This window comes from Kitasatospora sp. NPDC056273, assembly GCF_042268845.1.
In the GTDB taxonomy this organism is placed as follows: domain Bacteria; phylum Actinomycetota; class Actinomycetes; order Streptomycetales; family Streptomycetaceae; genus Kitasatospora.
In genome coordinates, this window is sequence record NZ_JBHJSJ010000036.1 from 1 (window position 1) to 21,963 (window position 21,963).

Consider the following 21,963-nt stretch of genomic DNA (forward strand, 5'->3'; position numbering starts at 1 on the left):
TCCACCCCGAAGGGCTTCACCGTTCGACTTGCATGTGTTAAGCACGCCGCCAGCGTTCGTCCTGAGCCAGGATCAAACTCTCCGTGAATGTTTACTCGGCCCCGACAATCAAGCAGGGCCGGTCGACACCCGCGTTGAGCGGCACGGCAACCACCGGAATAGGGTGATCCCGCGCACTGCGTCCTCGCTAGTGTTTGTTTCAAAAGGAATCTCCAACCCCAGGAAACCCTGAGGCCGGGGATGTCAACATATCTGGCGTTGACTTTTGGCACGCTGTTGAGTTCTCAAGGAACGGACGCTTCCTTCGGACCGCCTTCCAGCGGACCCTCCGGGCTTCGTTCTTTCGTGTTTCCAGCTTATCAGATGTTTTCCGCTCCGTTTCCGGGGCTTCGTTCATCCAACTCGCCGGTGTCTTCCGGGGTTTGACGCCCTGTCCGACGTTTCAAACTCTAGCCGATCCCCGCTCCGAAAAGCGAATCCGACCGCAACCCAATAAACATGCACACCGAATGCGCACCAGGCCGCGACGTGAAAACGACGAAGCGACCCGGCCCGAACCGGGAAGTGGGTGTTTCAGAGGATTGGCCACCCCGGGACCGTCCGCGCGGCTGCGTGTCCGGTGCTCCCTGTCAGGCGACTAGGAGACACTACTCCCACTCCGGGCCCAAGCCAAATGCCCCTGGTCCCGCCGTGGGCCCCGGCCCGCCGGCCCGGCCCCCGGACCCCGTTAAACGGCGGCGTTCATCGTTTGTCTACCGCCTTCCGCCAAGCTCGTGCCACACCGCGCCCCGAGGACCTGGCGGGCGCGAACGCACGAGAGAACCACGAGGCACGGGTACATGAAGACGACGAAGACCCTCCGGCAGATCGCCCTGGCCACCGCCACCACCGCGCTCGCCCTGGCCGGGACCGTGGCGTCGACCGGTACCGCGGAGGCCGCGATCGAGCGGGCCGTCGACCACGTCTCCATCTGGGACGACGAGCCGCTCTACCAGGGCTGGTACATCGAGTCCGGCTCCACCCGGATGATCATGCAGCCCGACGGCAACTTCGTCGTCTACCAGTACGGGACCCAGGTCAAGATGGCCAGCGGCACCGTCGGCTGCGGCTACAAGGCCGTCATGCAGGTCGACGGCAACTTCGTCGTCTACTCCGCCAACGGCGCCGCCTGCTGGTCGTCCGGCACCTACGGCCACCCGCACGCCAAGCTGACCGTCACCGCCAGCGGCACCTCCGGCGTCTACTGGGGCGGCAACGACATCCCGCGCATCCCCCACTCCTCCAACCCCGGCCCCGTCCCCGGCGCAGTCCTCTTCTCCTCCGACCTCTACTGAACCGGCCCCGGTCACCGAGAAGGCCGGGGTCACCGGGAGAGCCGACGTTACTGAGCCCGCCCCGGCCCGTCGGCCCGCAGGGCGAGCCACCGCACCAGGTCGGCCACCGACCACTGCGGCCGGGAGGCGAGCCGCTCCGCCGCCGTGCGCAGCAGGACCGGCAGGTGGCCGCAGAGCGCGGCCACCTCGGCCACCGCCTCCGGCTCCCGCCGGACCCGGTCCGCGCCGGCGATCCGGGCCAGCAGTTCGTAGGCGTCGTGCGGCTCCAGCGGTCCCACCGCGAGCCGTACGGCGCCGTCGGGCAGGGTGCCCGGTTCGGCGCCGGCCACCACCGCCGCGCAGCCGGGCACCGACGGCAGCAGCACGCCCGGCTCGGCCACCCCGTCCAGCAGGACCAGCACCCGGCGCCCGGCGAGCAGCCCGCGGTAGCGCGCGCCGAGCTCCTCGACGTCCGCGCCCGCCGCCGGCCGGTCCCCCAGCGCCCGCAGGAAGCCGGCGAGCACCACACCGGCCTCGCCGCCGCCCGCGTACAGCCGACCGTCCGGGAAGGCGTCCTGGACGGTGTGCGCCACGTGCACCGCCAGCGCCGACGCGCCGCAGCCCGCCGGACCGGACAGCCCCAGGACCGGCGCCCCGGCCGCCCGCAGCACCCGCTCCGCCTCCCGCACCTGCGCCGCCCGCCCGACCAGGTCCGGGATGTCCGGCGGCAGCTGGCTCGGCCTCGGCAGCCGCCGCAGCAGCACCGGGGCCTCGCCGCGCCGGATCTGCCCGGCCAGTTCGACCAGTGCCGGGGCGGGTTCGAGACCGAGCTCCCCGTCCAGCCGCTCACGCAGCGCCTCGAACCCCGCCAGCGCCTCCGCCGTCCGGCCGCAGCGGTGCAGCGCCAGCAGGTGCAGCCGGTGCACCTCCTCGTCCTGGGGGTGCGAGGCGGCCAGCCCGGCCAGCGGCTCCAGCGCCTCGGCGTGCCGGCCGAGCGAGAGGTCCAGGTCGAGCAGGGTCTTCACCGCCGCGAACCGCCCGGCCGCCAGCCGTTCCCGGACCCGCTCGGCGAACGCCCCGGGCACCCCGTCCAGCGCCCGGTGCCCCTCCCAGGCGCCCAGCGCCCGCGCCAGCGACTCGCGCGCCCGCAGCGGATCCTGGTGACGCAGCGCGACGGCCTCCGCCACCTCGGCCTCGTAACGGAAGAGGTCCACCGCCGTGCGCGGCGCCTCCAGCCGGTAGCCGCCCGCCGCCCCGACCAGCAGCCCGGGCTCGCCCAGGGCCCGCCGCAGACGGTGGACGTGGGTGCCGATCTGCCCGACCGGATCCTTCGGCCAGCGGGTTTCGTCCGCCCCCCACAGGTCCTCGACCAGCCGATCCGTGGACACCAGCTGCCCCGGCGGGACCAGCAGGGCCGCGAGCACGGCCCGCTGCTGCGGTCGGCCGAGGTCGAGCTCACGACCGTCGTGCCGGGCCCGCAGCGGCCCCAGCAGGCTGAAAACGAGCCCCACGGCCCACCCCTCGAAGCCCTCGATCCGGTGCACAACCTGTGCACGATCCGGTGCACAATCTGTGACAGAGCATAGGCCGCCGGGGTATGGGGGCCCACCGTCCGGACGGAACTGGCGGGATCCCGGCGCAGGACGACTTTCGGGGACGGGTAGATGGGTGACATGGGGGGTTCCGGGCTGCGGTTCGGACTGCTGGGACCGCTGCGGGCCTGGTACGGGGAGCTGGAACTGGAGTTGGGCCGGCCGCAGCAGCGGGCCGTGCTCGCCGTGCTGCTGGCCGCCGCCGGGCGCACGGTGTCGGTCCCGGTGCTGGTCGAGGGGGTGTGGGGCGGGGCCGCGCCGGCCGACCCGCGCAAGGCCGTCCAGCTCGCCGTCTCCCGGCTGCGCACCGCGTTCCGGCCGTACGCCGGGGACGACCCGGACCGGATGCCGCTGGTGCGCGTCGGCGACGGCTACGCGTTCAGGGCGCCCGGCAACGAGGTGGACGCCGCCGCCTGGGAGGCGCTGCTGGCCGAGGCCGAGCGGCTGCGCGAGGCGGGCGCCCCGCCGCGGGAGGTGCGGGAGGTGCTGCGCCGCGCCCACCGGCTCTGGGTCGGCGAGGCGCTGGCCGGACTGCCCGGGCCGCACGCCGAGGCCGTCCGCACCCGCCTCACCGAACAGCGGGTCTCGGCCAAGGAGACGGAACTGGAGCTGGACGCCGACCTCGGCGACCGCACCGACCTCACCGCGGCGATCGCCGCCCTCGCCCTGGAGCACCCCGGCCGCCCCCGGCTCACCACCGTCCTGATGCGCGCCCTCTACCAAGCCGGGCGCAAGGCCGAGGCGCTCGCCGTGTACGAGGACGCCCGCGCCTCGCTCCCGCCCGGCGAGGACGCCCCCGCCGAGCTCCAGCTGCGGATCCTGCGCGAGGACGCCGCCCTGCTGCCCGCCGGCGCCGCCCAGGCCGGGCCCGCCGCCGACGCCCCCGGCGCCGCCGACACCTGGCGGGCGCCCGACCAGCTGCCGTCCGGCCTGCCCGACTTCACCGGCCGCACCGAGGAGGTCGAGGCCCTCACCGACCGCCTCGCCGGCGCCGGCGGACGGGCCGTCGTGGTCTCCGCCCTGGACGGCATGGGCGGCGTCGGCAAGACCACCCTCGCCGTGCACGTGGCCCGCCGGACCCGCGACCGCTTCCCCGACGGGCAGCTCTTCGCCGACCTGCGCGGCGCCGACCGCACCCCGCCCGACCCCGGCACGGTGCTCGCCGGCTTCCTGCGGGACCTCGGCGTCGCCCCCGGCGAGATCCCCCCGGACACCGGGGAGCGCAGCGCGCTCTACCGCTCGGCCCTGGCCGGGCGGCGCGTCCTGGTCGTCCTCGACAACGCGGCCACCCCCGGCCACGTCGAACCCCTGCTGCCCGGCTCGCCCGGCTGCGCCGTCCTCGTCACCAGCCGCCACCGGCTGGCCGGCCTCGCCGGAGCCCACCAGCTGCGCCTGGACACCCTGCCGCCCGGGCAGGCGCTGGAACTGCTCACCCGGATCGTCGGCGCCGAACGCGTCGCCGCCGAGCCCGGGGCCGCCGAGGAGGTCGTCCGGGCCTGCGGGCTGCTGCCGCTCGCCGTCCGCATCGTCGCCTCCCGGCTCGCCGCCGACCCCGCGCTCACCCTGGCCACCCTCGCCGAGGGCCTGCGCCGGGAGCACCGGCTGGCCGAACTCAGCGACGGCGAACGGACGGTGGAGGCGAGCTTCGCGCTCTCCTACCACCGCCTCGACGTCGAACTGGCCCGCGCCTTCCGGCTGCTCGCCCTGCTCGACGCCCCCGACATCCCGCTGCCCTGCGCCGCCGTGCTGCTCGACCGCACCGAGGCCGAGACCGACGAACTCCTCGAAACCCTCGTCGACCTCAACCTCCTGCAGTCCCCCCGCTTCGGCCGGTACGGCTACCACGACCTGGTCCGCGCCTACGCCCGCGGCCGGCTCGCCGCCGAGGACGGCCCCGCCGAACGCACCGCGGCCACCGGACGGCTGCTCGACTTCTGCCTCGCCACCGCCCGCAACGCCGACGTCGCCGCCCGCAAGCCCGACCCGGTCGAGCTCAGCCTGCTCGACGTGCCGGTGCCCCACCCCGGCCGGCCCGTCGCCGACGGCACGGAGGCCGTGCGCTGGATGCGCGAGCAGGCCGAGGTGCACGCCGCCGTCATCGCCCTGAGCTGCGCCGACCCGGCCCTGCCGCTCGACCGCGCCGTCGAACTCGCCGACCGGATGGGCGCGGTGCTCGCCGAACGCACCCAGACCACCGTCATCGCCGACCTCGCCGAACGCCTGGCCGGCGAGGCCGAGGCACGCGGCGACCACGGCCCGCTCGCCCTCGCCCGGTACGTGCGCGGCAGCATGCTCTGGCACGTCAACCGCTACGCCGAGTCCGTGGAGGAGATCCGCCGGGCCGTCGAGGTCTGCACCACCACCGGCACCGACCGGGTGCTCGCCAAGGCCCTGCTCACCCTCGGCGGCAACGCCCGCGTGCACGGCCGCTACGCCGAGGCCGCCGAACACGCCGGCCGGGCCGCCGGGCTGTTCCACCGCCTGGGGGCCGGACGCTCCGAGGGCAGCGCGCTCGGCGAGTTCGCCTTCAGCTGCGCCCAGACCGGCCGGCTCGACGAGGCCCGGGAGGCCGCCGAGCGCAGCGCCCGTCTGATGCGCGACTCGGGGCCGGTCTCCGCCGCGATCGGCCGCTACTACCTCGCCCGGGTGCTGCGGCTGTGCGGCGACCCGGAGGCGGCGCTCGACCACGCGGTCGGCGCCCGCGACGAGTTCACCGCCCTCCAGGTCACCGTCTTCGCCGCCGCGTCCGGCGACCTCGCCGCCCGCGTCCACGCCGAGGCCGGCCGCTGGCTGCTCGCCGTCGACGCGGCCGAGGCGGTCCTCCCGCTCGCCCGGCGCACCAGCCCCGCCCTGGAGGGCGCCCTGCTGCGCACCCTCGGCACCGCGCTCACCGGCCTCGGCCGCCCGAGCCAGGCCCGGGCCTGTCTGACGGACTCCCTGGAGGTGTACGAGCGGCTGGGGCTCACCGAGGAATCGGCGCAGGTCAGGGCCCTTCTGGCGCGGTAGACACGGCATCAACGGCGGCACCGGCCACGCGTGTTGACCGGCCGTCTACCGCCATGCAGGAACGTCTCTCTCGTCAGGCCCCGGGCCGCAGCGGTTGCGGCCCGGGGCGACACCACAGACGAGAGGCGCCACCATGCCCACGCTCCCGCAGCACGGCCAGACCTGGACGATCAAGTCCGCCAACGGAACCGTCGCCGACGTCCGTTCCAGCCAGACCGCCGCCGGCACCGCCGTCCAGTCCTGGGGCTCCAACGGCACCACCGCCCAGGGCTGGACCTTCTGGGCCAAGGAGAACGGCAGCTTCCTCCTGGAGACCCAGCTCACCACCGGCAAGCACGTCGGCGGCCAGGCCATGGTCATGGACTTCAACTACTCCACCGGCCAGGCCTGGCTGTACAACGAGCACAACCAGCCCAACCAGCACTGGTGCTTCGAGCCCCTCGACAACGACTGGGTCCGCATCCGCACCACCCGCACCAACGAGGGCATGCTCTACCTCACCGCGGCCGCCCCCGGCTCGCCGCTCACCCTCTCCAGGCAGGACGACGGCAACCCGGCGCAGCGCTGGCAGCTCGTCCCGGCCGGGGGCATCAGCAGCGGCGGCGGCCAGCAGCAGCCCCAGCCCCAGCCGCAGCCCCAGCCCGGCGGTGGCGGCGGCGGTGACTTCCGCTCCGAGATGCTGAACGCCGTCAACGCCGAGCGCGGCCGGGTCGGCGCCCCGCCGGTGCGCCTGGACGACCGCCTCAGCGCGGCCGCCCAGCGCCACGCCAACGACATGGCCTCGCACGACCTCACCCAGCACAACGGCACCGACGGCAGCTCCCCCTGGGACCGCATCGCGGCCGCCGGCTTCGTCTCCCGCTCCTCCGCCGAGAACGTCACCCCGAGCAACAGCGTGCCGGAGGCGATGCAGATGTGGATGAACAGCCCGGGCCACCGCGTGAACATCCTCAACCCCGACTACAACTACATCGGCATCGGCTACGCGCCCCGCCAGCGCGGCAACTGGGGCCGCTACGTGCAGACCTTCGGCAAGGCCTGAGACCCCGACCGGCACCCTTCCACGAACAAGGAGTCCACACCCATGTCCTCGAACGCGGCGGACCTGATCCGCATCGCCCGAGACGAGGTCGGCTACCACGAGGGTCGCAGCGGCGGGCACTGGAACAACATCCAGAAGTTCTCCCCCGCCGTCGCCGGCCTGGAGTGGTCCCAGGGCGAGGCCTGGTGCGCCACCTTCGTCTCCTGGTGCGCCGAGCAGTCCGGCAACGCCGGGCGCTTCCCGGTGACCGCCTCCTGCGCGGAGGGCGTCGCCTGGTTCAAGGAGCGCGACCGCTTCACCGAGTACCCGGTGATCGGCGGCCAGGTCTTCTTCGGGCCCGGCGGCGGCAGCCACACCGGCATCTGCATCGCCTACACCAGCTCCACCATCACCACCGTCGAGGGCAACACCAACGACGGCGGCAGCGCCGAGGGCGACGGCGTCTACCTCAAGACCCGTGAGCGCCGCTCGGACTGGGTCTACGGCTACGGCATCCCGGACTTCGCCGAGGGCGCGGTCCTCGCCGACCCGGAGTGGAAGGACCGGCCCGGGGCGCTCTACTTCGGGCAGGAGGCCTCCGCGGAGGACAGCCCCGACGGCGGGGCCCCGTCCGGCGGAGCCGCTCCGGCGGGCGGCGGCGGTGACGGCGGCGACGGCTACGAGCCCTTCCCCGGCGCCGACTTCTTCCACGACGGCCAGAACAGCGACGTCATCACCCGGATGGGCGAGCGCCTCGTCGCCGAGGGCTGCTCCGCCTACGCCGAGGGCCCCGGCCCCGAGTGGTCCGACGCGGACCGCGAGTCCTTCCGCAACTGGCAGCACAAGCTCGGCGACTCGGGCGCGGACGCCGACGGCGTCCCCGGCCCCAAGCAGTGGGCCGCGCTCGCGGTCCCGCGCGGCTGAGCCGGCCCGCCCACCACACCAGAAGGAGAGACCCGATGAGAACCACCACCCGTACCCGCAGGCTCCTCGCCTCGCTCGGGGCCGTCACTGCCGTCGCGGGGGCGGTCGTGGCCGGCGCGCCGGCGGCGCAGGCGGCACAGGCCGGCGCCTGCGACCTGTCGCCGTCCGTGGGAGCCTTCGCGGCCGTGAACAACGGCTCCGGCGCCGGCGCGCTCGACCTCTTCCACAACGTCGAGGCCAACGGTCAGCCGATCATCGTCTGGCCGGCCAACCAGTCGCCCGCGCAGACCTGGTCGTTCTGGAAGTACTGCGACGGCACCACGGCGATCGCGCACGGGCAGGGCAAGGTGATCGACCTCGACACCGGTTCGGGCGCCGTCCACCTCTGGGACACCCCCGGCGGACTGGACGGCCTCAACCGGCCGGCCGGCGACTGGATGCCCGCCAACCAGAAGTGGCGGCTGACCGACGAGGACCACGGCTGGTACCTGGTCCGCAACGCGGCCACCGGGCAGTGCCTCACCTCCAACGGCGGCGGCCAGGCCACCGGGGTGGCCTCCTGCGACCCCGCCGCCCCGGCCCAGCGCTGGCTGCTCGGCTGACGAACCACCGGGCCCGGTCCGCTCTCCAGGCCGAGCGGACCGGGCCCGGTCTCCTCCGGGTGCCCCACGGCCCCCCGCGCCGACGCCGGTCGGCCCCTCGCCGGCCCCCCGTCCGGGCGGCTGATCACGACTCGGCATCCCTTGTCACGGTGGCGCGAGGGACTCGTCACGACCGTGTCAAGGACGCGTCGAAGCCATGGCCCCGCTCGTTCGCGCTGCGCTATGAACGTCCCTCAGGAGGACCACCGGCACCGGGGGTCCGCTACCACGGGGGACATCACGTGAAGCCCATCCGCAGCAGTCGTCGCGCCCTGGCCCTGGCCTCACTGGCCGCGGTCGGCGCGCTCACCCTGACCGCCTGCAACGACGACGCCTCGTCGTCCGACACCGCCAAGACCCCGCCGGCGACCGGTGCGCCCGCCACCCAGGCCGCCTCACCGAGCACCGCGGCCACCACCCCGGCCGCCTCCGGTTCGGCCTCCGTCCCGGCGGGCGGCACCGGGTCCGGTTCGGCCACCGCACCCGCGCCGGCCGGCAGCGCCCCGGCGGCCGGGACCACGCTGAAGCTCGGCGACGCCGCCACCGTCCCGTTCAGCTCGGGCAGCACCAAGGGCACCATCGCGCTCGCGGTCACCTCGATCGAGAAGGGCGACCCGGCCGACCTCGCCCCGCTCAACCTGGGCGACAAGGCCAAGGGCCTGGTGCCGTACTACATCCACTACAAGGTCACCAACGCCGGCGGCACCGACCTGTCCTACACCAGCGTCAGCCACATGAAGGGCCTGCTGGCGGACGGCACCGAGGCGCAGGAGCTGATGGTCATCGGCTCCTTCGCCAAGTGCAAGAGCGAGTCGCTGCCCAAGGGCTTCACCAACGGCCAGTCCGCCACCTCCTGCGCGGTGGCGATGTCCCCGGAGGCCTCCAAGGTCGCGGGCGCCGAGTACTGGGGCGAGCCGTACACCCTCGGCAAGGGCCTCAACTGGAAGTGATCCGCGGGTGGTCCGGGCGGGGGCGGCGGCCAGCCGCTCCCGCCCGGGCGGACTCAGCCCCGTGCCGCCGAGGACGCCTCCGGCGCGCCGTGGATCCGCAGGAAGGCGTCCACGCCGGCCGTCGCGATCCGCTCGACCTCCTCGTCCGCCACCGGGAGCGCGCCCCAGAAGGAGCGCTCGGCGACGCCGTGGAAGGTCAGCAGGGTGAACTGCTCGGCGGCCAGGGCGGCGTCCTCGACCGCGAGCAGCCCGCGCCCGGCGAGCGCCTCGACGTGCTGCGCGAGCGCGCGCTGGGAGGCGACCGGGCCGGCCTCCAGCCAGGCCTCCAGGACGTCCGCCGGGATGTTGGCCACCTCGGCCCGGATCGCCCGGCCGAGCGCCCCGTGCTCCCCGGCCGACAGCACGGCGCGGGCCCGCTCGACGGCGAAGTCGATCAGGTCCCGGCGCAGGTCCACCACCCGGCCGAGGTACGTCGCCATCAACCCGTCGATGCGTTCGGTCAGTTCCGCCGAGGTCCGCAGGGCCACCGACAGGAAGAGGGTCTCCTTGTCGCCGAAGTGGTTGTAGACCGTCCGCTTGGACACCCCGGCCTCGGCCGCGATCGCGTCCATGCTGGCCCGGACGTACCCCTCGCGCCCGAACACCACGGTCGCGGCCCGGGTGATCGCCTCGCGCTTCTCCGGCCGTCCCGCTCCGCCCGTCGTCGCCACGGCCCTCTCCTCTTCCGTCGGCGCACCGGCCGACCCTCTCAGAAACTGCCCGGTGTAGTTTATCCAGGCCACGGAAGACCCGGACGTCCCGCCGAACGGACGTGCTCTATGCTGCGTACGACTTCTACACCCGTGTAGAAGACATTGGGAAGCGCCTCCCCCGATCACGGGTGGCCGGACCCCCGCACGGGAACCGGCCGACCGGCAACCGGCGTCCGGAACTGGCAGCGCCACGAACAGAGTTCCGGACCGACGAAACCGACGGACGGCACGCGGCGCAGGCGCCACCATGGCGCGCGGAACACGGGAACACCGGGGTGAGGGCGTGGCGGGGCAGCGAGGACGGTCGGCCGACCAGCGGACGCGCCGACGGGCGGCGGACAAACCGGCCGGGCACATACGCCCGCTGCCCGGCGGCCCCGCGCTGCCGGCGGCCCTCGCCCTCGGACTACCGCTGGCCGGCGCCGCGGTCGACGAGCTCTCCGGCCCCGGCATGGGCCTGGTCTTCGCCGTGGCCGCGGTGCTCGGCACCGGCCTGGCGGCGGCACTGAGCAGCCGCAACGGCTGGTGGTGGGTGCTCGCCACCTCGCCGCTGGTGGTCCTGGGCGTGACGGCCGTCGTCGAGTTCACCGCCCACCGCGACCGGTACCAGGGCAAGGGCCTGGCCACCGGCGCCGCGAAGTGGGTGGTGCACGGCTTTCCCGTGATGGCCGAGGCCGCGGCCGCGGCCGTCATCGTGATCGCGGTCCGGGTGGTCCGGGCGAGGAGGAGGCAGCATGGCTGACAACCCCGGGACCGACGGCGGCGCCGAGGCCCGCCGCCCCCGCCGCCCCTCACCCGCCCTGGTCGCGGGCCGGGTGGTGGCCTGCACCGTCGGCCTGGCGGTGTTCGCCGCCAGCGGGGTGGTCTGGTACGAGTACAAGCAGCTCACCGACGGGATGACCACCTCCGGCGTCATCGCCGAGACCAAGAAGGACGCCCCCAAGCACCTCGACAACTCGGTCAACCTGCTGCTGATCGGCCTGGACAGCCGCAAGAACATGGACGGCACGGACCTCCCGCCCGAGTTCGTCCAGGACGAGCTGCACGCCGGCCACAGCTCCGACATCGGCGGCTACAACACCAACTCGCTGATCCTGCTGCACATCCCGGCGAACGGCGGCAAGGTGCAGGCCGTCTCGATACCCCGCGACGACTACGTGATGACCTACGACGCCAACGGCTCCCAGATGGGCATGGCCAAGATCAAGGAGGCCTACGGCGCGGCCAAGGACAAGGCCGACGCCGGTCTGCGCGCCAAGGGCCTCAAGGGCGCCGACCTGGAGAAGGCCGGCCGGGACATCGGCCGCGCGGCCACCATCCGCACCGTGCAGAAGTTCCTCGACCAGCCCATCGACCACATCGCCGAGGTCAACCTGATGGGCTTCTACGACATCGCCAAGGCCCTCCAGCCGATCGAGGTCTGCCTCACCCACGACACCAAGGACCCGGCCATCGAGGGCCAGGGCTCCGGGGCCGACTTCCACAAGGGCGTCAACAAGCTCAACGCCTCCCAGGCGCTCTCCTTCGTCCGCCAGCGCCACAACCTCGACGGCCCGGACGGCAACACCGGCGACTTCGCCCGCACCCACCGCCAGCAGGCCTTCATCTCCTCGGTGGTGCACAACCTCAAGCAGAAGGGCGTCATCGGCGACCTCGGCAAGATGCAGGAGCTGATGGGGGTGATGCAGAAGGACCTGGTGATCGACAACGAGTGGAACGTGCTCGACTTCGCCCAACAGGCCCCCAACCTCACCGGCGGCAACGTCGAGTTCAACACCCTGACCTTCGACGGGTTCGGCACCAAGAACGGCCAGGACGTCAACCTGGTGACCCCGGCGAAGGTCCAGAAGGTGGTCAAGCAGCTCTTCGGCTACGCCGACGCCGCCCCCGCGCCGGCCGACCCGGCCGCCGCCTCCGGCGCGCCCGCCACCCAGGCCCCCGCCGCGCCGCCGGCCGCCACCACGCCCCCGGCCGCCGCCGGGCCGGTCACCGTGGACGTCTTCAACGCCTCCTCCGCGGCCGGGGTCACCTCCGCCGAGGAGGCCAAGGCGCTGGCCGGCCTGGGCTTCAAGGAGGGCCGCACCGGCTCGGCCGCCACCCGGCCGAAGACCACCACCGTCACCTACGGCAAGGGCGCCAAGGAGGCCGCCGAGCAGGTCGCGGCCCGCTACGGCGTGACCGCCACCGCGTCCGCCGCCACCGCCGCCGACCACGTCGTCGTCACCCTCGGCACGGGCTTCACCGGCGTCGCCGCCGACAAGCCCGCCGCCCCCGCCGGCGGCGCCCCGACCGACCCGGCCGCCAACCTGCCGATGCAGGGCCCGGCCGTCGACGCCCAGTCCGACGGCGGCATCCCCTGCGTCTACTGACGCGCGCCGCACCGGCCTCGCCGACCTCCTGAGGGAGGCTCCCCCGCCCGGGGAGCCTCCCTCCGTCGTTTCCGGCCCCGTCCCGGATTCCGCGGAGACCCCTGGCGCAATTCTCCGTACTATGTATAGTGTACTGCGTACGGGATAACCGTGCGATGCCGACGAGAGGGTTCTCCGCCTTGCAGATCACCACGACCGCCGTCTCCCTGACCGTCGAGGACGTCACCACCTCCGCCGCCTTCCTCCAGCGGCACTTCGGCTACACCGAGCAGATGTCGGCCGACGGCTTCGTCTCGCTCGCGCACCCGGGCGGCGGGGTCGACGTCGTCTACCTGCGGCGCGGCCTCGAAGTCCTCCCCGAGGACCAGCGCCACCGGATCGCGGACGGCGTGATCCTGGCGTTCGTCGTCGAGGACATCGCCGCCGAGGAGCGGCGGCTGCGCGAGGAGGGGGTCGTGATCACCCTGCCGCTGCGCGAGGAGCCGTGGGGCGAGAAGCTCTTCCAGGTCGTCGACCCGAACGGGGTGGTCGTCGAACTGGTCGAGTGGGCCGAGCGGCAGGAGCAGTAGGAGCGGGCGACGACGACGCCCCCTGTCCCGACCGGGACAGGGGGCGTCGCTCGCTCCGACGGGACGGTCGGACGGTCAGTCCACCGTCCAGGTGTCGTTGCCGGCGAGCAGCGTGGCCAGGTCGCCCGGGCCGCGCCCGTCGGTGGCGGTGGCCAGCTGGCTCGCCATCAGCTCGTCGTAGACCGGCCGTTCGACGCTGCGCAGCACGCCGATCGGCGTGTGGTGCAGGGTGTCCGCGTCGGCGATCCGGGAGAGCGCGAAGGCGGTGGCGGGGCTGGCCGCGTGCGCGTCGTGGACCAGGACGTCCGCCTCGTTGTCCGCCGTGACCGGGGCGGTGAACAGCTCGCCGTCCGGGCCCCGGAAGACGCCGTTCGCCAGGTCCGCGCCGAAGCGGGCGGCCTTCCCGTGCTCCAGCCGGATCAGCGCCTCGTCCCGGCTGCCCGGGTCCTTCAGCACCTCGAAGGCGCCGTCGTTGAAGATGTTGCAGTTCTGGTAGATCTCCACCAGCGCCGTGCCCTGGTGCTCGGCGGCCGCCCGCAGCACCGACTGGAGGTGCTGGCGGTCCGAGTCGATGGTGCGCGCGACGAAGGTGGCCTCGGCGCCGATCGCCAGCGACAGCGGGTTGAACGGCGCGTCCAGCGAGCCCATCGGGGTGGACTTGGTGATCTTGCCGAGCTCGCTGGTGGGCGAGTACTGGCCCTTGGTGAGGCCGTAGATACGGTTGTTGAACAACAGGATCTTCAAATTGACGTTCCGCCGCAGGGCGTGGATCAGATGGTTGCCGCCGATCGACAGCGCGTCGCCGTCACCCGTCACCACCCAGACGCTCAGGTCCTGGCGCGAGGTGGCCAGCCCGGTCGCGATCGCCGGCGCCCGGCCGTGGATCGAGTGCACCCCGTAGGTGTTCATGTAGTACGGGAAGCGCGAGGAACAGCCGATGCCGGAGACGAAGACCGTGTTCTCCCGCTTGATGCCCAGCTCCGGCATGAAGGACTGCACCGCCGCCAGGATCGCGTAGTCCCCGCAGCCCGGGCACCAGCGCACCTCCTGGTCGGTCTTGAAGTCCCGGGCGCTCTGCGGGCCTTCGGCCTTGGGCACCAGTCGCAGGGACGGGAAGCCGCTCTCGCTCATCGGTTGTCCTCCTCGTCCAGGGTGCCGATCGCGGCCCACAGCACGTCCGCCAACTGGGCCGCCTTGAACGGCAGTCCGCGCACCTGGTTGTAGGACTCGGCGTCCACCAGGTACTTCGCCCGCAGCAGCAGGGCCAGCTGCCCCAGGTTCATCTCGGGAACGATGATCTTCTCGTAACTCCGCAGCACCGAGCCCAGGTTGGCCGGGAACGGGTTGAGGTTGCGCAGGTGCGCCTGGGCGACCTCGCCGCCGTCCGCGCGCACCCGGCGCACCGCGGCGGTGATCGGCCCGTACGTCGAGCCCCAGCCGAGCACCAGCACCCGGGCGTCGCCGCTCGGGTCGTCCACCTCGACCGGCTTCACCGTGATGCCGTCGACCTTGGCCTGCCGGGTGCGGACCATGAAGTCGTGGTTGGCCGGGTCGTAGGAGATGTTGCCGGTGCCGTCCTGCTTCTCGATGCCGCCGATCCGGTGCTCCAGGCCGGGCGTACCGGGCAGCGCCCAGGGCCTGGCCAGGGTCCGCGGATCGCGCAGGTACGGCCAAAAGGCGCCGTCCTCGCGGTTCGGGCCGGTGGCGAACTCCGGGTCGATCTCCGGCAGTTCGTCGACCTCGGGGATCCGCCAGGGCTCCGAGCCGTTGGCCAGGTAGCCGTCCGAGAGCAGGAACACCGGGGTGCGGTAGGTGACCGCGATCCGGGCCGCCTCCAGCGCCGCGTCGAAGCACTCCGCGGGCGTGGCCGGGGCGACGATCGGCACCGGCGCCTCGCCGTTGCGCCCGAACATCGCCTGCAGCAGGTCCGCCTGCTCGGTCTTGGTCGGCAGGCCGGTGGACGGGCCGCCGCGCTGGATGTCCACGACCAGCAGCGGCAGTTCGAGCGAGACGGCCAGGCCGATCGTCTCGGACTTCAGCGCGACACCCGGCCCGGAGGTGGTGGTCACCCCGAGCGCCCCGCCGAAGGCGGCGCCGAGCGCCGCGCCGACACCGGCGATCTCGTCCTCCGCCTGGAAGGTGCGCACCCCGAAGTCCTTGTGCCGGCTCAACTCGTGCAGGATGTCCGAGGCCGGGGTGATCGGGTAGGAGCCCAGGTACAGCGGGAGGCCGGAGCGCCGCGAGGCGGCGATCAGCCCGTAGGACAGCGCCAGGTTGCCGGAGATGTTGCGGTAGCGCCCGGCCGGGAGCCTGGCCGGCGGCACCTCGTAGGAGACGGCGAAGGACTCGGTGGTCTCGCCGAAGTTCCAGCCCGCCCGGAAGGCGGTGATGTTCGCCTCGGCGATCTGCGGCTTCTTGGCGAACTTGGTGCGCAGGAACGACTCCGTCCCGTGCGTGGGCCGGTGGTACATCCAGGACAGCAGGCCCAGGGCGAACATGTTCTTCGCCCGCTCGGCGTCCTTGCGGGCCAGGCCGCTGTCCTTGAGCGCCTCCAGGGTCAGCGTGGTCAGCGGCACCTTGTGCAGGTGGAAGCCGTCCAGCGAGCCGTCGCCCAGCGGGTCCGCCGGGTAACCGACCTTGGCCAGCGCCCGCTTGGTGAACTCGTCGGTGTTGACGATGATCTCGGCACCGCGCGGCAGGTCCGGCACGTTCGCCTTCAGCGCGGCCGGGTTCATCGCGACCAGCACGTTCGGGGCGTCGCCCGGGGTCAGGATGTCGTGGTCCGCGAAGTGCAGTTGGAAGGACGAGACGCCCGGCAGGGTGCCGGCGGGCGCCCGGATCTCGGCCGGGAAGTTCGGCAGCGTGGACAGGTCGTTGCCGAAGGACGCCGTCTCCGAGGTGAAACGGTCACCCGTCAGCTGCATGCCGTCACCGGAGTCGCCGGCGAAGCGAATGATCACCCGATCGAGTCTGCGGATGGGCTTGCCCGGCTTCACCGGAGGGCCGCCCGGGCCGGGCGGTCCGGCGGACGCGTCCGCACCCGCGTGCGCGTCTCCGCTCCCGGCGCGGGCCTCGTCGCCGTCCGGGCCGTCCACTGCCTCTGACTGATCGACCTGACTGGTCACTGCCGCGGACCTCCTCGTGGGCGCACCACCGCGGGCGCGGCCCCGTGCCCCGTCCGCCTGGTGCACCTCTCGCATCCTATGCGGGCCGACCCGACGGCGACCGGAAGCACGGCAGTTATTTCACCGGCCCGCGGCTGCACCGCACATGAACGTCAACGCCCGCCCGCCGGAGATCATTCCGGCTCGGACGGGCGGGCGCGAGCACCTCACGGGCGCATGGCCGAGATGCGCTCCCGGGGGCGCGCCCCGGGCGCCGGGGCGACGGAACCGGAGGGCGTCAGGAGTTGAGGTAGGTGAGCACGGCCAGCACCCGGCGGTGGTCCTCGGCGCTCTGAGCCAGTCCCAGCTTGAGGAAGATGTTGCTGACGTGCTTCTCCACCGCGCCGTCGGAGACCACCAGCTGCTTGGCCACCGCGGCGTTGGTGCGGCCCTCCGCCATCAGCCCGAGCACCTCGCGCTCGCGCGGCGTGAGATTGGCCAGAACGTCGCCCTTGCGGCTGCGGCTGAGGAGCTGCTGCACCACCTCCGGGTCCAGCGCGGTGCCGCCCTCGGCGACCCGGACCACCGCGTCGGCGAACTCGCGCACCTCGGCGACCCGGTCCTTCAGCAGGTACCCCACGCCCCGGGTCGAGCCGGCCAGCAGCTCCGAGGCGTAGCGCTCCTCCACGAACTGCGACAGCACCAGCACACCCAGCTGCGGGTACCGGGCGCGCAGTTCCACGCAGGCGCGCAGGCCCTCGTCGGTGTGGTTCGGGGGCATCCGCACGTCGGAGACCACGACGTCCGGCAGGGCGTCGGCGGCCGCCAGGTCGTGGATGGTCTTCACCAGGGCGTCTCCGTCACCGACCCCGGCGACGACCTCCAGGCCGCGATCGGTGAGCAGCCGGGTCAGTCCCTCCCTGAGCAGTACGGAGTCCTCGGCGATGACGACGCGACGCATAACGACCTTCCGGGCAGGCGTGTGCTGACGGAAGTCAGTCTCCCCCATCCCGGGGCGGGCGGAGGGTCCGGGACGGGCCACCTCTCGGCCCGGCCCGGACGGCTCCCGGCGGCCCCGCCCGGAGCGGGGTCCCCCATCGTGCGGGGCCTCACCCGGAGCGGGGTCCTCCCCGGAGCGGGGTCTCACATCGTGCGGATCGCCACCGCGTCGCAGAGGCCCTCCAGGGCGGCCTTCGCGGCGCAGTCCGGCAGCGGCGCGAGCAGCGCCCGGGCCTCCTCGGCCCGGCGCAGGGTCTCGGCGCGGGCGCGCTCCAGCGCGGGGTGGGCGCGCAGCAGGCGCAGCGCCTCGGCGTGCAGGTCGTCGTCGGAGAGGTCCTGGTCGAGCAGTTCGCGCAGCCGGGCGTCGTCCGGGTCGGCCGGGTCGGCGGGCATCTGCTGCAGCAGCAGGGTCGGCAGGGTCGGCACGCCCTCGCGCAGGTCGGTGCCGGGGGTCTTGCCGGACTCGTGGCCGTCGCTGGCGATGTCGAGCACGTCGTCGGCCAGCTGGAAGGCGATGCCGATCCGCTCGCCGAACTCGCCGAGGGTGTCCACCAGCTCGCGCTCGGCACCGGCCATCAGCGCTCCTATCCGGCAGGAGACGGCGATCAGCGAGCCGGTCTTGCCCTCCAGGACGTCCAGGTAGTGCAGCAGCGGGTCCATGTCCTGGCCCGGGCCGCGGGTCTCCAGGATCTGGCCGGTGACCAGCCGCTCGAAGGCCTCGGCCTGCATCCGCACGGCCTCCGGGCCGAGGTCGGAGAGCACCTGGGAGGCGCGGGAGAACAGGAAGTCGCCGGTGAGGATGGCGACCGAGTTGTCCCAGCGGGAGTTGGCGCTCGGGGCGCCCCGGCGCACCGGCGCCTCGTCCATGACGTCGTCGTGGTAGAGCGTGGCCAGGTGGGTCAGTTCGACCACCACGGCGGCGGGCACCACGCCGGGCGCCCCCGGGTCGCCGAACTGGGCGGCCAGCAGCAGGAGCAGCGGGCGGAAGCGCTTGCCGCCGGCCTCGAGGAGGTGACTGGCGGTGACGGTGATGAAGGGGACGTCGCTCTTGACGGCCTCACCGAGCGCCGCCTCCACAGCGTCCAGTCCGGCCTGGACGTCCCGGGTCAGGTCGCGGTCCTGCACGCTGAGCCCGAAGGGTTCCACGACGGTCACGAAGACCACTCCTCTGTCCCTGGTCGATCTAGCGGCCTGGTCCCTGAGTGCCGCCGCTGGCCATACAGGCAGGGTATCCGGTCGCGAGTGGATCACTGCACGGGCGTGCGGATCCTGTCATGATCGGGCTTGATGCCCTGGTCAGGGCGGCTGCGCGGGCCGGACGGCGGTGGGGGCGAATTCGGCTGGTAATAAAGGTGGGAGAGCCCCCGGAACTCCCCCGGCCCCGGTACCCGACACAGACCCGTCCGGGCCGCGCGGGCTGAGCGCGGCCCGGACGGGGCCCTGGTCGGAGGCGGTGGGCGTAAAGGTCAGCGCACGAACAGCGAGGCCTTGGAGGCGAGGTCGAGGAAGTACTGCGGCAGCAGTCCGAGACCCAGCGTGACCAGCACCCCCACCCCGATCGCGGTCGCCGTGAAGGCGCTCGGGACCGCCACCGTGGGGCCCCCCGGCTGGGGGTCCGAGAAGAACATCAGCACGATGACCCGGATGTAGAAGAACGCGGCCACCGCCGAGCTCAGCACACCGACCACCACCAGCGGGGTCGCCCCGCCGCTGGCCGCGGCCTGGAACACCGCGAACTTCCCGGTGAACCCGGAGGTCAGCGGAATCCCGGCGAAGGCCAGCAGGAACAGCGCGAACACCGCCGCCACCAGCGGCGAGCGCCGCCCGAGCCCGGCCCAGCTGGACAGGTGGGTCGCCTCGCCCTTGGAGTCGCGCACCAGCGTCACCACCGCGAACGCGCCGAGCGTCACGAAGGAGTACGCCAGCAGGTAGAACAGCACCGAGGAGATGCCCTGCTTGTTGACGGCGATCACGCCGGTCAGGATGAACCCCGCGTGCGCGATCGAGGAGTACGCCAGCAGGCGCTTGACGTCCTGCTGGGTCACCGCGAGCACCGCGCCCACCACCATGGTGAGGATCGCGACGCCCCACATCACCGGCCGCCAGTCCAGCCGCAGGCCCGGGAAGGCCACGTAGAACAGCCGCAGGAAGGCCCCGAAGGCCGCGACCTTGGTGGCCGCCGCCATGAAGCCGGTCACCGGGGTCGGCGCGCCCTGGTAGACGTCCGGGGTCCAGGAGTGGAAGGGCACCGCGGCGACCTTGAACAGCAGGCCGACCGCCAGCATCGCCAGGCCGGTCAGCACCAGCGCGTCGCTCTGGGTGGTGCTCAGCTGCGCGGGGGTGGTCATCGCCTTGCCGGAGATGACGTCCCCGATGTCGCCGAGCTTCACGCTGCCCGCGTAGCCGTACAGCAGCGCGGTGCCGAACAGGAAGAACGCCGAGGCGAAGGCGCCGAGCAGGAAGTACTTGACCGCCGCCTCCTGGGAGAGCAGCCGACGGCGCCGGGCCAGCGCGCACAGCAGGTACAGCGGCAGCGAGAAGACCTCCAGCGCCACGGACATGGTCAGCAGGTCGTTGGCGGCGGGGAACAGCAGCATGCCGCCGACCGCGAACATGGTGAGCGGGAAGACCTCGCTGGTGGCGAAGCCCGCCCGGACCGCGGCCCGCTCCTGCTCGCCGCCGGGGGTGGCGGCGGCCTGGGCGGCGAAGGCGTCGGCGGGCAGGCCGCCGGCCTTGGGCTCCAGCCTCCGCTCGGCGTAGGTGAGCACCGCGACCACGGAGGCCAGCAGGATCACGCCCTGGAGGAACAGCGCCGGGCCGTCCATCGCGACGGACTCCATGGCCAGCAGGTCGATCCGGGTGAAGCCGTGGCTCTGCACGGCCAGCACCACCACGGCGACGAAGGCGCCGACCAGCCCGGCCAGGGCGAGCGTCACCTGGGTCCAGTGCCGGTACCGGCGGGGCACGAAGGCCTCCACCAGGACGCCGGCCACGGCGGCCGCGAACACCACGAGCATCGGGGAGAGCTGGCCGTACTCGATGTGCGGCGCCGGGATGCTGGGGGTGTTGCCGCCGGCGGCGGCGAGCACTGCGGTGGCACTCACTTCTGCTCACCTCCTGAGGTGGCGGCGACCGGGTGGGCCGGCGCCGGGTCGGTCTGGTGGACCTGCGAGAGCGTCGCGTTCACCGAGGGGTTGACCAGGTCGGTGAGCGGCTTCGGGTAGACGCCGAGCAGGATGGTCAGCGCCACCAGCGGGCCGACCACGGCGAGTTCGCGGGCCTTGAGGTCGGGCATCGTGCGCACCCCGTCCTTCACCGGGCCGGTCATGGTGCGCTGGTACAGCAGCAGGGCGTACAGCGCGGCCAGCACGATGCCGAAGGTGGCCACGATCCCGATCGCCGGGTAGCGGGTGAAGGTGCCCACCAGGACCAGGAACTCGCTGACGAACGGGGCCAGCCCGGGCAGCGACAGGGTGGCCAGACTGCCGATCAGGAACGTCCCGGCCAGCACCGGGGCGACCTTCTGCACGCCGCCGTAGTCGGCGATCAGCCGCGAGCCGCGACGGGAGATCAGGAAGCCGGCCACCAGCATCCACGCCGCCGTGGACAGGCCGTGGTTCACCATGTAGAGGGTCGCGCCGCTCTGGCCCTGGCTGGTCAGGGCGAAGACGCCCATGATGATGAAGCCGAAGTGCGAGATCGAGGCGTACGCCACCAGCCGCTTGATGTCCTTCTGGCCGATCGCCAGCAGCGCGCCGTAGACGATCCCGATCAGCGCCAGGACCAGGATCGCCGGGGCGAAGGTCTTCGAGGCGTTCGGGAACAGCCCGAGGCAGAAGCGCAGCATCGCGAAGGTGCCGACCTTGTCCACCACCGCGGTGATCAGCACCGCGGTGCCGGCGGTGGACTCGCCCATCGCGTTCGGCAGCCAGGTGTGCAGCGGCCAGAGCGGGGCCTTCACCGCGAAGGCGAAGAAGAAGCCCAGGAACAGCGCCTTCTCGGCGGTGCCGGTCAGCTGGAGCCGGCCGTCGGCGATCGCCGAGGTCAGCGTCGGCAGGTCGAAGGTGCCGAAGCCCTGGTCCTGCGCCGTCACGTACAGGCCGATCACGGCGGCCAGCATCACCAGGCCGCCGAGCAGGTTGTAGAGCAGGAACTTCACGGCCGCGTAGGAGCGCTGACGCGCCGACTCCGGGCCGCCCGCCCGGTCGCCGAAGCCGCCGATCAGGAAGTACATCGGGATCAGCATGGCTTCGAAGAACACGTAGAACACGAAGACGTCGGTGGCGTAGAAGGAGACGACCACCATCGCCTCCACCGCCAGGATCAGGGCGAAGAAGGCCTGGGTGCGGCGCTTGTTCTCGAAGGTGCCGTCCGGCCCGGCCGGCGCCGGGTCGGCGTCGTGCCAGGAGGCGAGGATCACCAGCGGCACGAGCACGGCGGTGAGCAGGGCGAGCACCGCGCCGATGCCGTCCACGCCGAGCGAGAAGGTGATGCCGAAGGAGCGGATCCAGCTGTACGACTCGTTCAGCTGGAAGCGGGCGCCGTGCGGGTCGAACCGGGCCGCCACCACGGCGGCCAGCACCAGGGTGACGGCCGAGGCGCCCAGCGCGACGGCCTTGGTGGTCCTGCGCCGGCTCTCGGAGGACCCGGCGGGCAGCGCGGCCGTCAGCACCGCACCGGCCGCCGGGACGGCGCAGGTGGCGGTCAACAGGAAGCTCATGGC

Annotated in this window: 17 protein-coding genes and 1 rRNA gene; 9 read left to right on the forward strand and 9 right to left on the reverse strand. The window is 73.1% G+C overall.

The features are described from left to right. Nucleotides 1-88: ribosomal RNA gene (locus ACFCY1_RS27180) — 16S ribosomal RNA — on the reverse strand; the annotation flags it as partial. 751 nt (nt 89-839) lie between these two features. Between ACFCY1_RS27180 and ACFCY1_RS27185 the strand changes: the two genes are divergently transcribed. After that, nucleotides 840-1,334 carry a hypothetical protein gene (locus tag ACFCY1_RS27185; RefSeq protein ID WP_049661190.1) on the forward strand — a complete coding sequence of 165 codons (495 nt, stop codon included), beginning with the start codon at nt 840-842 and terminating at the stop codon, nt 1,332-1,334. Between the two features lie 47 nt (nt 1,335-1,381). Here ACFCY1_RS27185 and ACFCY1_RS27190 read toward each other — a convergent pair whose 3' ends face one another. Then, on the reverse strand, nt 1,382-2,824 hold the full coding sequence (locus ACFCY1_RS27190) for a BTAD domain-containing putative transcriptional regulator (RefSeq protein ID WP_375876359.1): 1,443 nt from the start codon (nt 2,822-2,824) through the stop codon (nt 1,382-1,384). Nucleotides 2,825-2,977: 153 nt separating this feature from the next. Between ACFCY1_RS27190 and ACFCY1_RS27195 the strand changes: the two genes are divergently transcribed. The 5 genes from ACFCY1_RS27195 to ACFCY1_RS27215 all read left to right on the forward strand — a co-directional run bounded on the left by ACFCY1_RS27195 (nt 2,978) and on the right by ACFCY1_RS27215 (nt 9,447). Then, nucleotides 2,978-5,911: a BTAD domain-containing putative transcriptional regulator gene (locus ACFCY1_RS27195; RefSeq protein WP_375876360.1), complete on the forward strand. Its 2,934-nt coding sequence runs from the start codon at nt 2,978-2,980 to the stop codon at nt 5,909-5,911. Between the two features lie 133 nt (nt 5,912-6,044). Beyond that, nucleotides 6,045-6,953: a CAP domain-containing protein gene (locus tag ACFCY1_RS27200; RefSeq protein WP_181970652.1), complete on the forward strand. Its 909-nt coding sequence runs from the start codon at nt 6,045-6,047 to the stop codon at nt 6,951-6,953. A 42-nt stretch (nt 6,954-6,995) separates the two neighbouring features. After that, nucleotides 6,996-7,856, forward strand: a complete 861-nt coding sequence (locus ACFCY1_RS27205) for a peptidoglycan-binding protein (protein WP_375876361.1) — start codon at nt 6,996-6,998, stop codon at nt 7,854-7,856. A gap of 35 nt (nt 7,857-7,891) precedes the next feature. Beyond that, nucleotides 7,892-8,458, forward strand: a complete 567-nt coding sequence (locus tag ACFCY1_RS27210; RefSeq protein WP_074005532.1) for an RICIN domain-containing protein — start codon at nt 7,892-7,894, stop codon at nt 8,456-8,458. 281 nt (nt 8,459-8,739) lie between these two features. Continuing rightward, complete coding sequence (locus ACFCY1_RS27215; protein WP_375876362.1) at nt 8,740-9,447, forward strand: hypothetical protein; 708 nt, start codon at nt 8,740-8,742, stop codon at nt 9,445-9,447. A gap of 53 nt (nt 9,448-9,500) precedes the next feature. Here ACFCY1_RS27215 and ACFCY1_RS27220 read toward each other — a convergent pair whose 3' ends face one another. Next, nucleotides 9,501-10,157: a TetR/AcrR family transcriptional regulator gene (locus ACFCY1_RS27220; protein ID WP_375876363.1), complete on the reverse strand. Its 657-nt coding sequence runs from the start codon at nt 10,155-10,157 to the stop codon at nt 9,501-9,503. Nucleotides 10,158-10,482: 325 nt separating this feature from the next. Between ACFCY1_RS27220 and ACFCY1_RS27225 the strand changes: the two genes are divergently transcribed. The 3 genes from ACFCY1_RS27225 (at nt 10,483) to ACFCY1_RS27235 (ending at nt 13,137) form a co-directional block, all read left to right on the forward strand. Next, a complete protein-coding gene (locus tag ACFCY1_RS27225; RefSeq protein WP_074005530.1) occupies nt 10,483-10,941 on the forward strand; it encodes a DUF6542 domain-containing protein in 459 nt (152 codons plus the stop codon). After that, nucleotides 10,934-12,568, forward strand: coding sequence for an LCP family protein (locus tag ACFCY1_RS27230; protein ID WP_375876364.1), 1,635 nt, complete (start codon nt 10,934-10,936; stop codon nt 12,566-12,568). Before ACFCY1_RS27225 ends, ACFCY1_RS27230 begins: the two co-directional genes overlap by 8 nt. A gap of 179 nt (nt 12,569-12,747) precedes the next feature. Continuing rightward, the gene (locus ACFCY1_RS27235; RefSeq protein ID WP_375876365.1) at nt 12,748-13,137 is read left to right on the forward strand and encodes a VOC family protein; all 390 of its coding nucleotides are present in this window, start codon (nt 12,748-12,750) and stop codon (nt 13,135-13,137) included. 75 nt (nt 13,138-13,212) lie between these two features. Here ACFCY1_RS27235 and ACFCY1_RS27240 read toward each other — a convergent pair whose 3' ends face one another. From ACFCY1_RS27240 to ACFCY1_RS27265, 6 genes are all read right to left on the reverse strand, one after another. After that, nucleotides 13,213-14,268 carry a 2-oxoacid:ferredoxin oxidoreductase subunit beta gene (locus ACFCY1_RS27240; RefSeq protein WP_375876366.1) on the reverse strand — a complete coding sequence of 352 codons (1,056 nt, stop codon included), beginning with the start codon at nt 14,266-14,268 and terminating at the stop codon, nt 13,213-13,215. Beyond that, nucleotides 14,265-16,262 carry a 2-oxoacid:acceptor oxidoreductase subunit alpha gene (locus ACFCY1_RS27245; RefSeq protein WP_049652544.1) on the reverse strand — a complete coding sequence of 666 codons (1,998 nt, stop codon included), beginning with the start codon at nt 16,260-16,262 and terminating at the stop codon, nt 14,265-14,267. Before ACFCY1_RS27245 ends, ACFCY1_RS27240 begins: the two co-directional genes overlap by 4 nt. 277 nt (nt 16,263-16,539) lie before the next feature. Further along, complete coding sequence (locus tag ACFCY1_RS27250) at nt 16,540-17,202, reverse strand: response regulator transcription factor (protein ID WP_049652547.1); 663 nt, start codon at nt 17,200-17,202, stop codon at nt 16,540-16,542. Between the two features lie 182 nt (nt 17,203-17,384). Then, nucleotides 17,385-18,395 (reverse strand): polyprenyl synthetase family protein, encoded by a 1,011-nt coding sequence (locus tag ACFCY1_RS27255; protein ID WP_049652569.1) that lies wholly within the window; start codon nt 18,393-18,395, stop codon nt 17,385-17,387. Nucleotides 18,396-18,706: 311 nt separating this feature from the next. Further along, nucleotides 18,707-20,344 (reverse strand): NADH-quinone oxidoreductase subunit NuoN, encoded by a 1,638-nt coding sequence (gene nuoN, locus ACFCY1_RS27260; protein ID WP_375876367.1) that lies wholly within the window; start codon nt 20,342-20,344, stop codon nt 18,707-18,709. Beyond that, the gene (locus tag ACFCY1_RS27265) at nt 20,341-21,960 is read right to left on the reverse strand and encodes an NADH-quinone oxidoreductase subunit M (RefSeq protein ID WP_074005526.1); all 1,620 of its coding nucleotides are present in this window, start codon (nt 21,958-21,960) and stop codon (nt 20,341-20,343) included. Before ACFCY1_RS27265 ends, nuoN begins: the two co-directional genes overlap by 4 nt. Nucleotides 21,961-21,963: the final 3 nt, after the last annotated feature.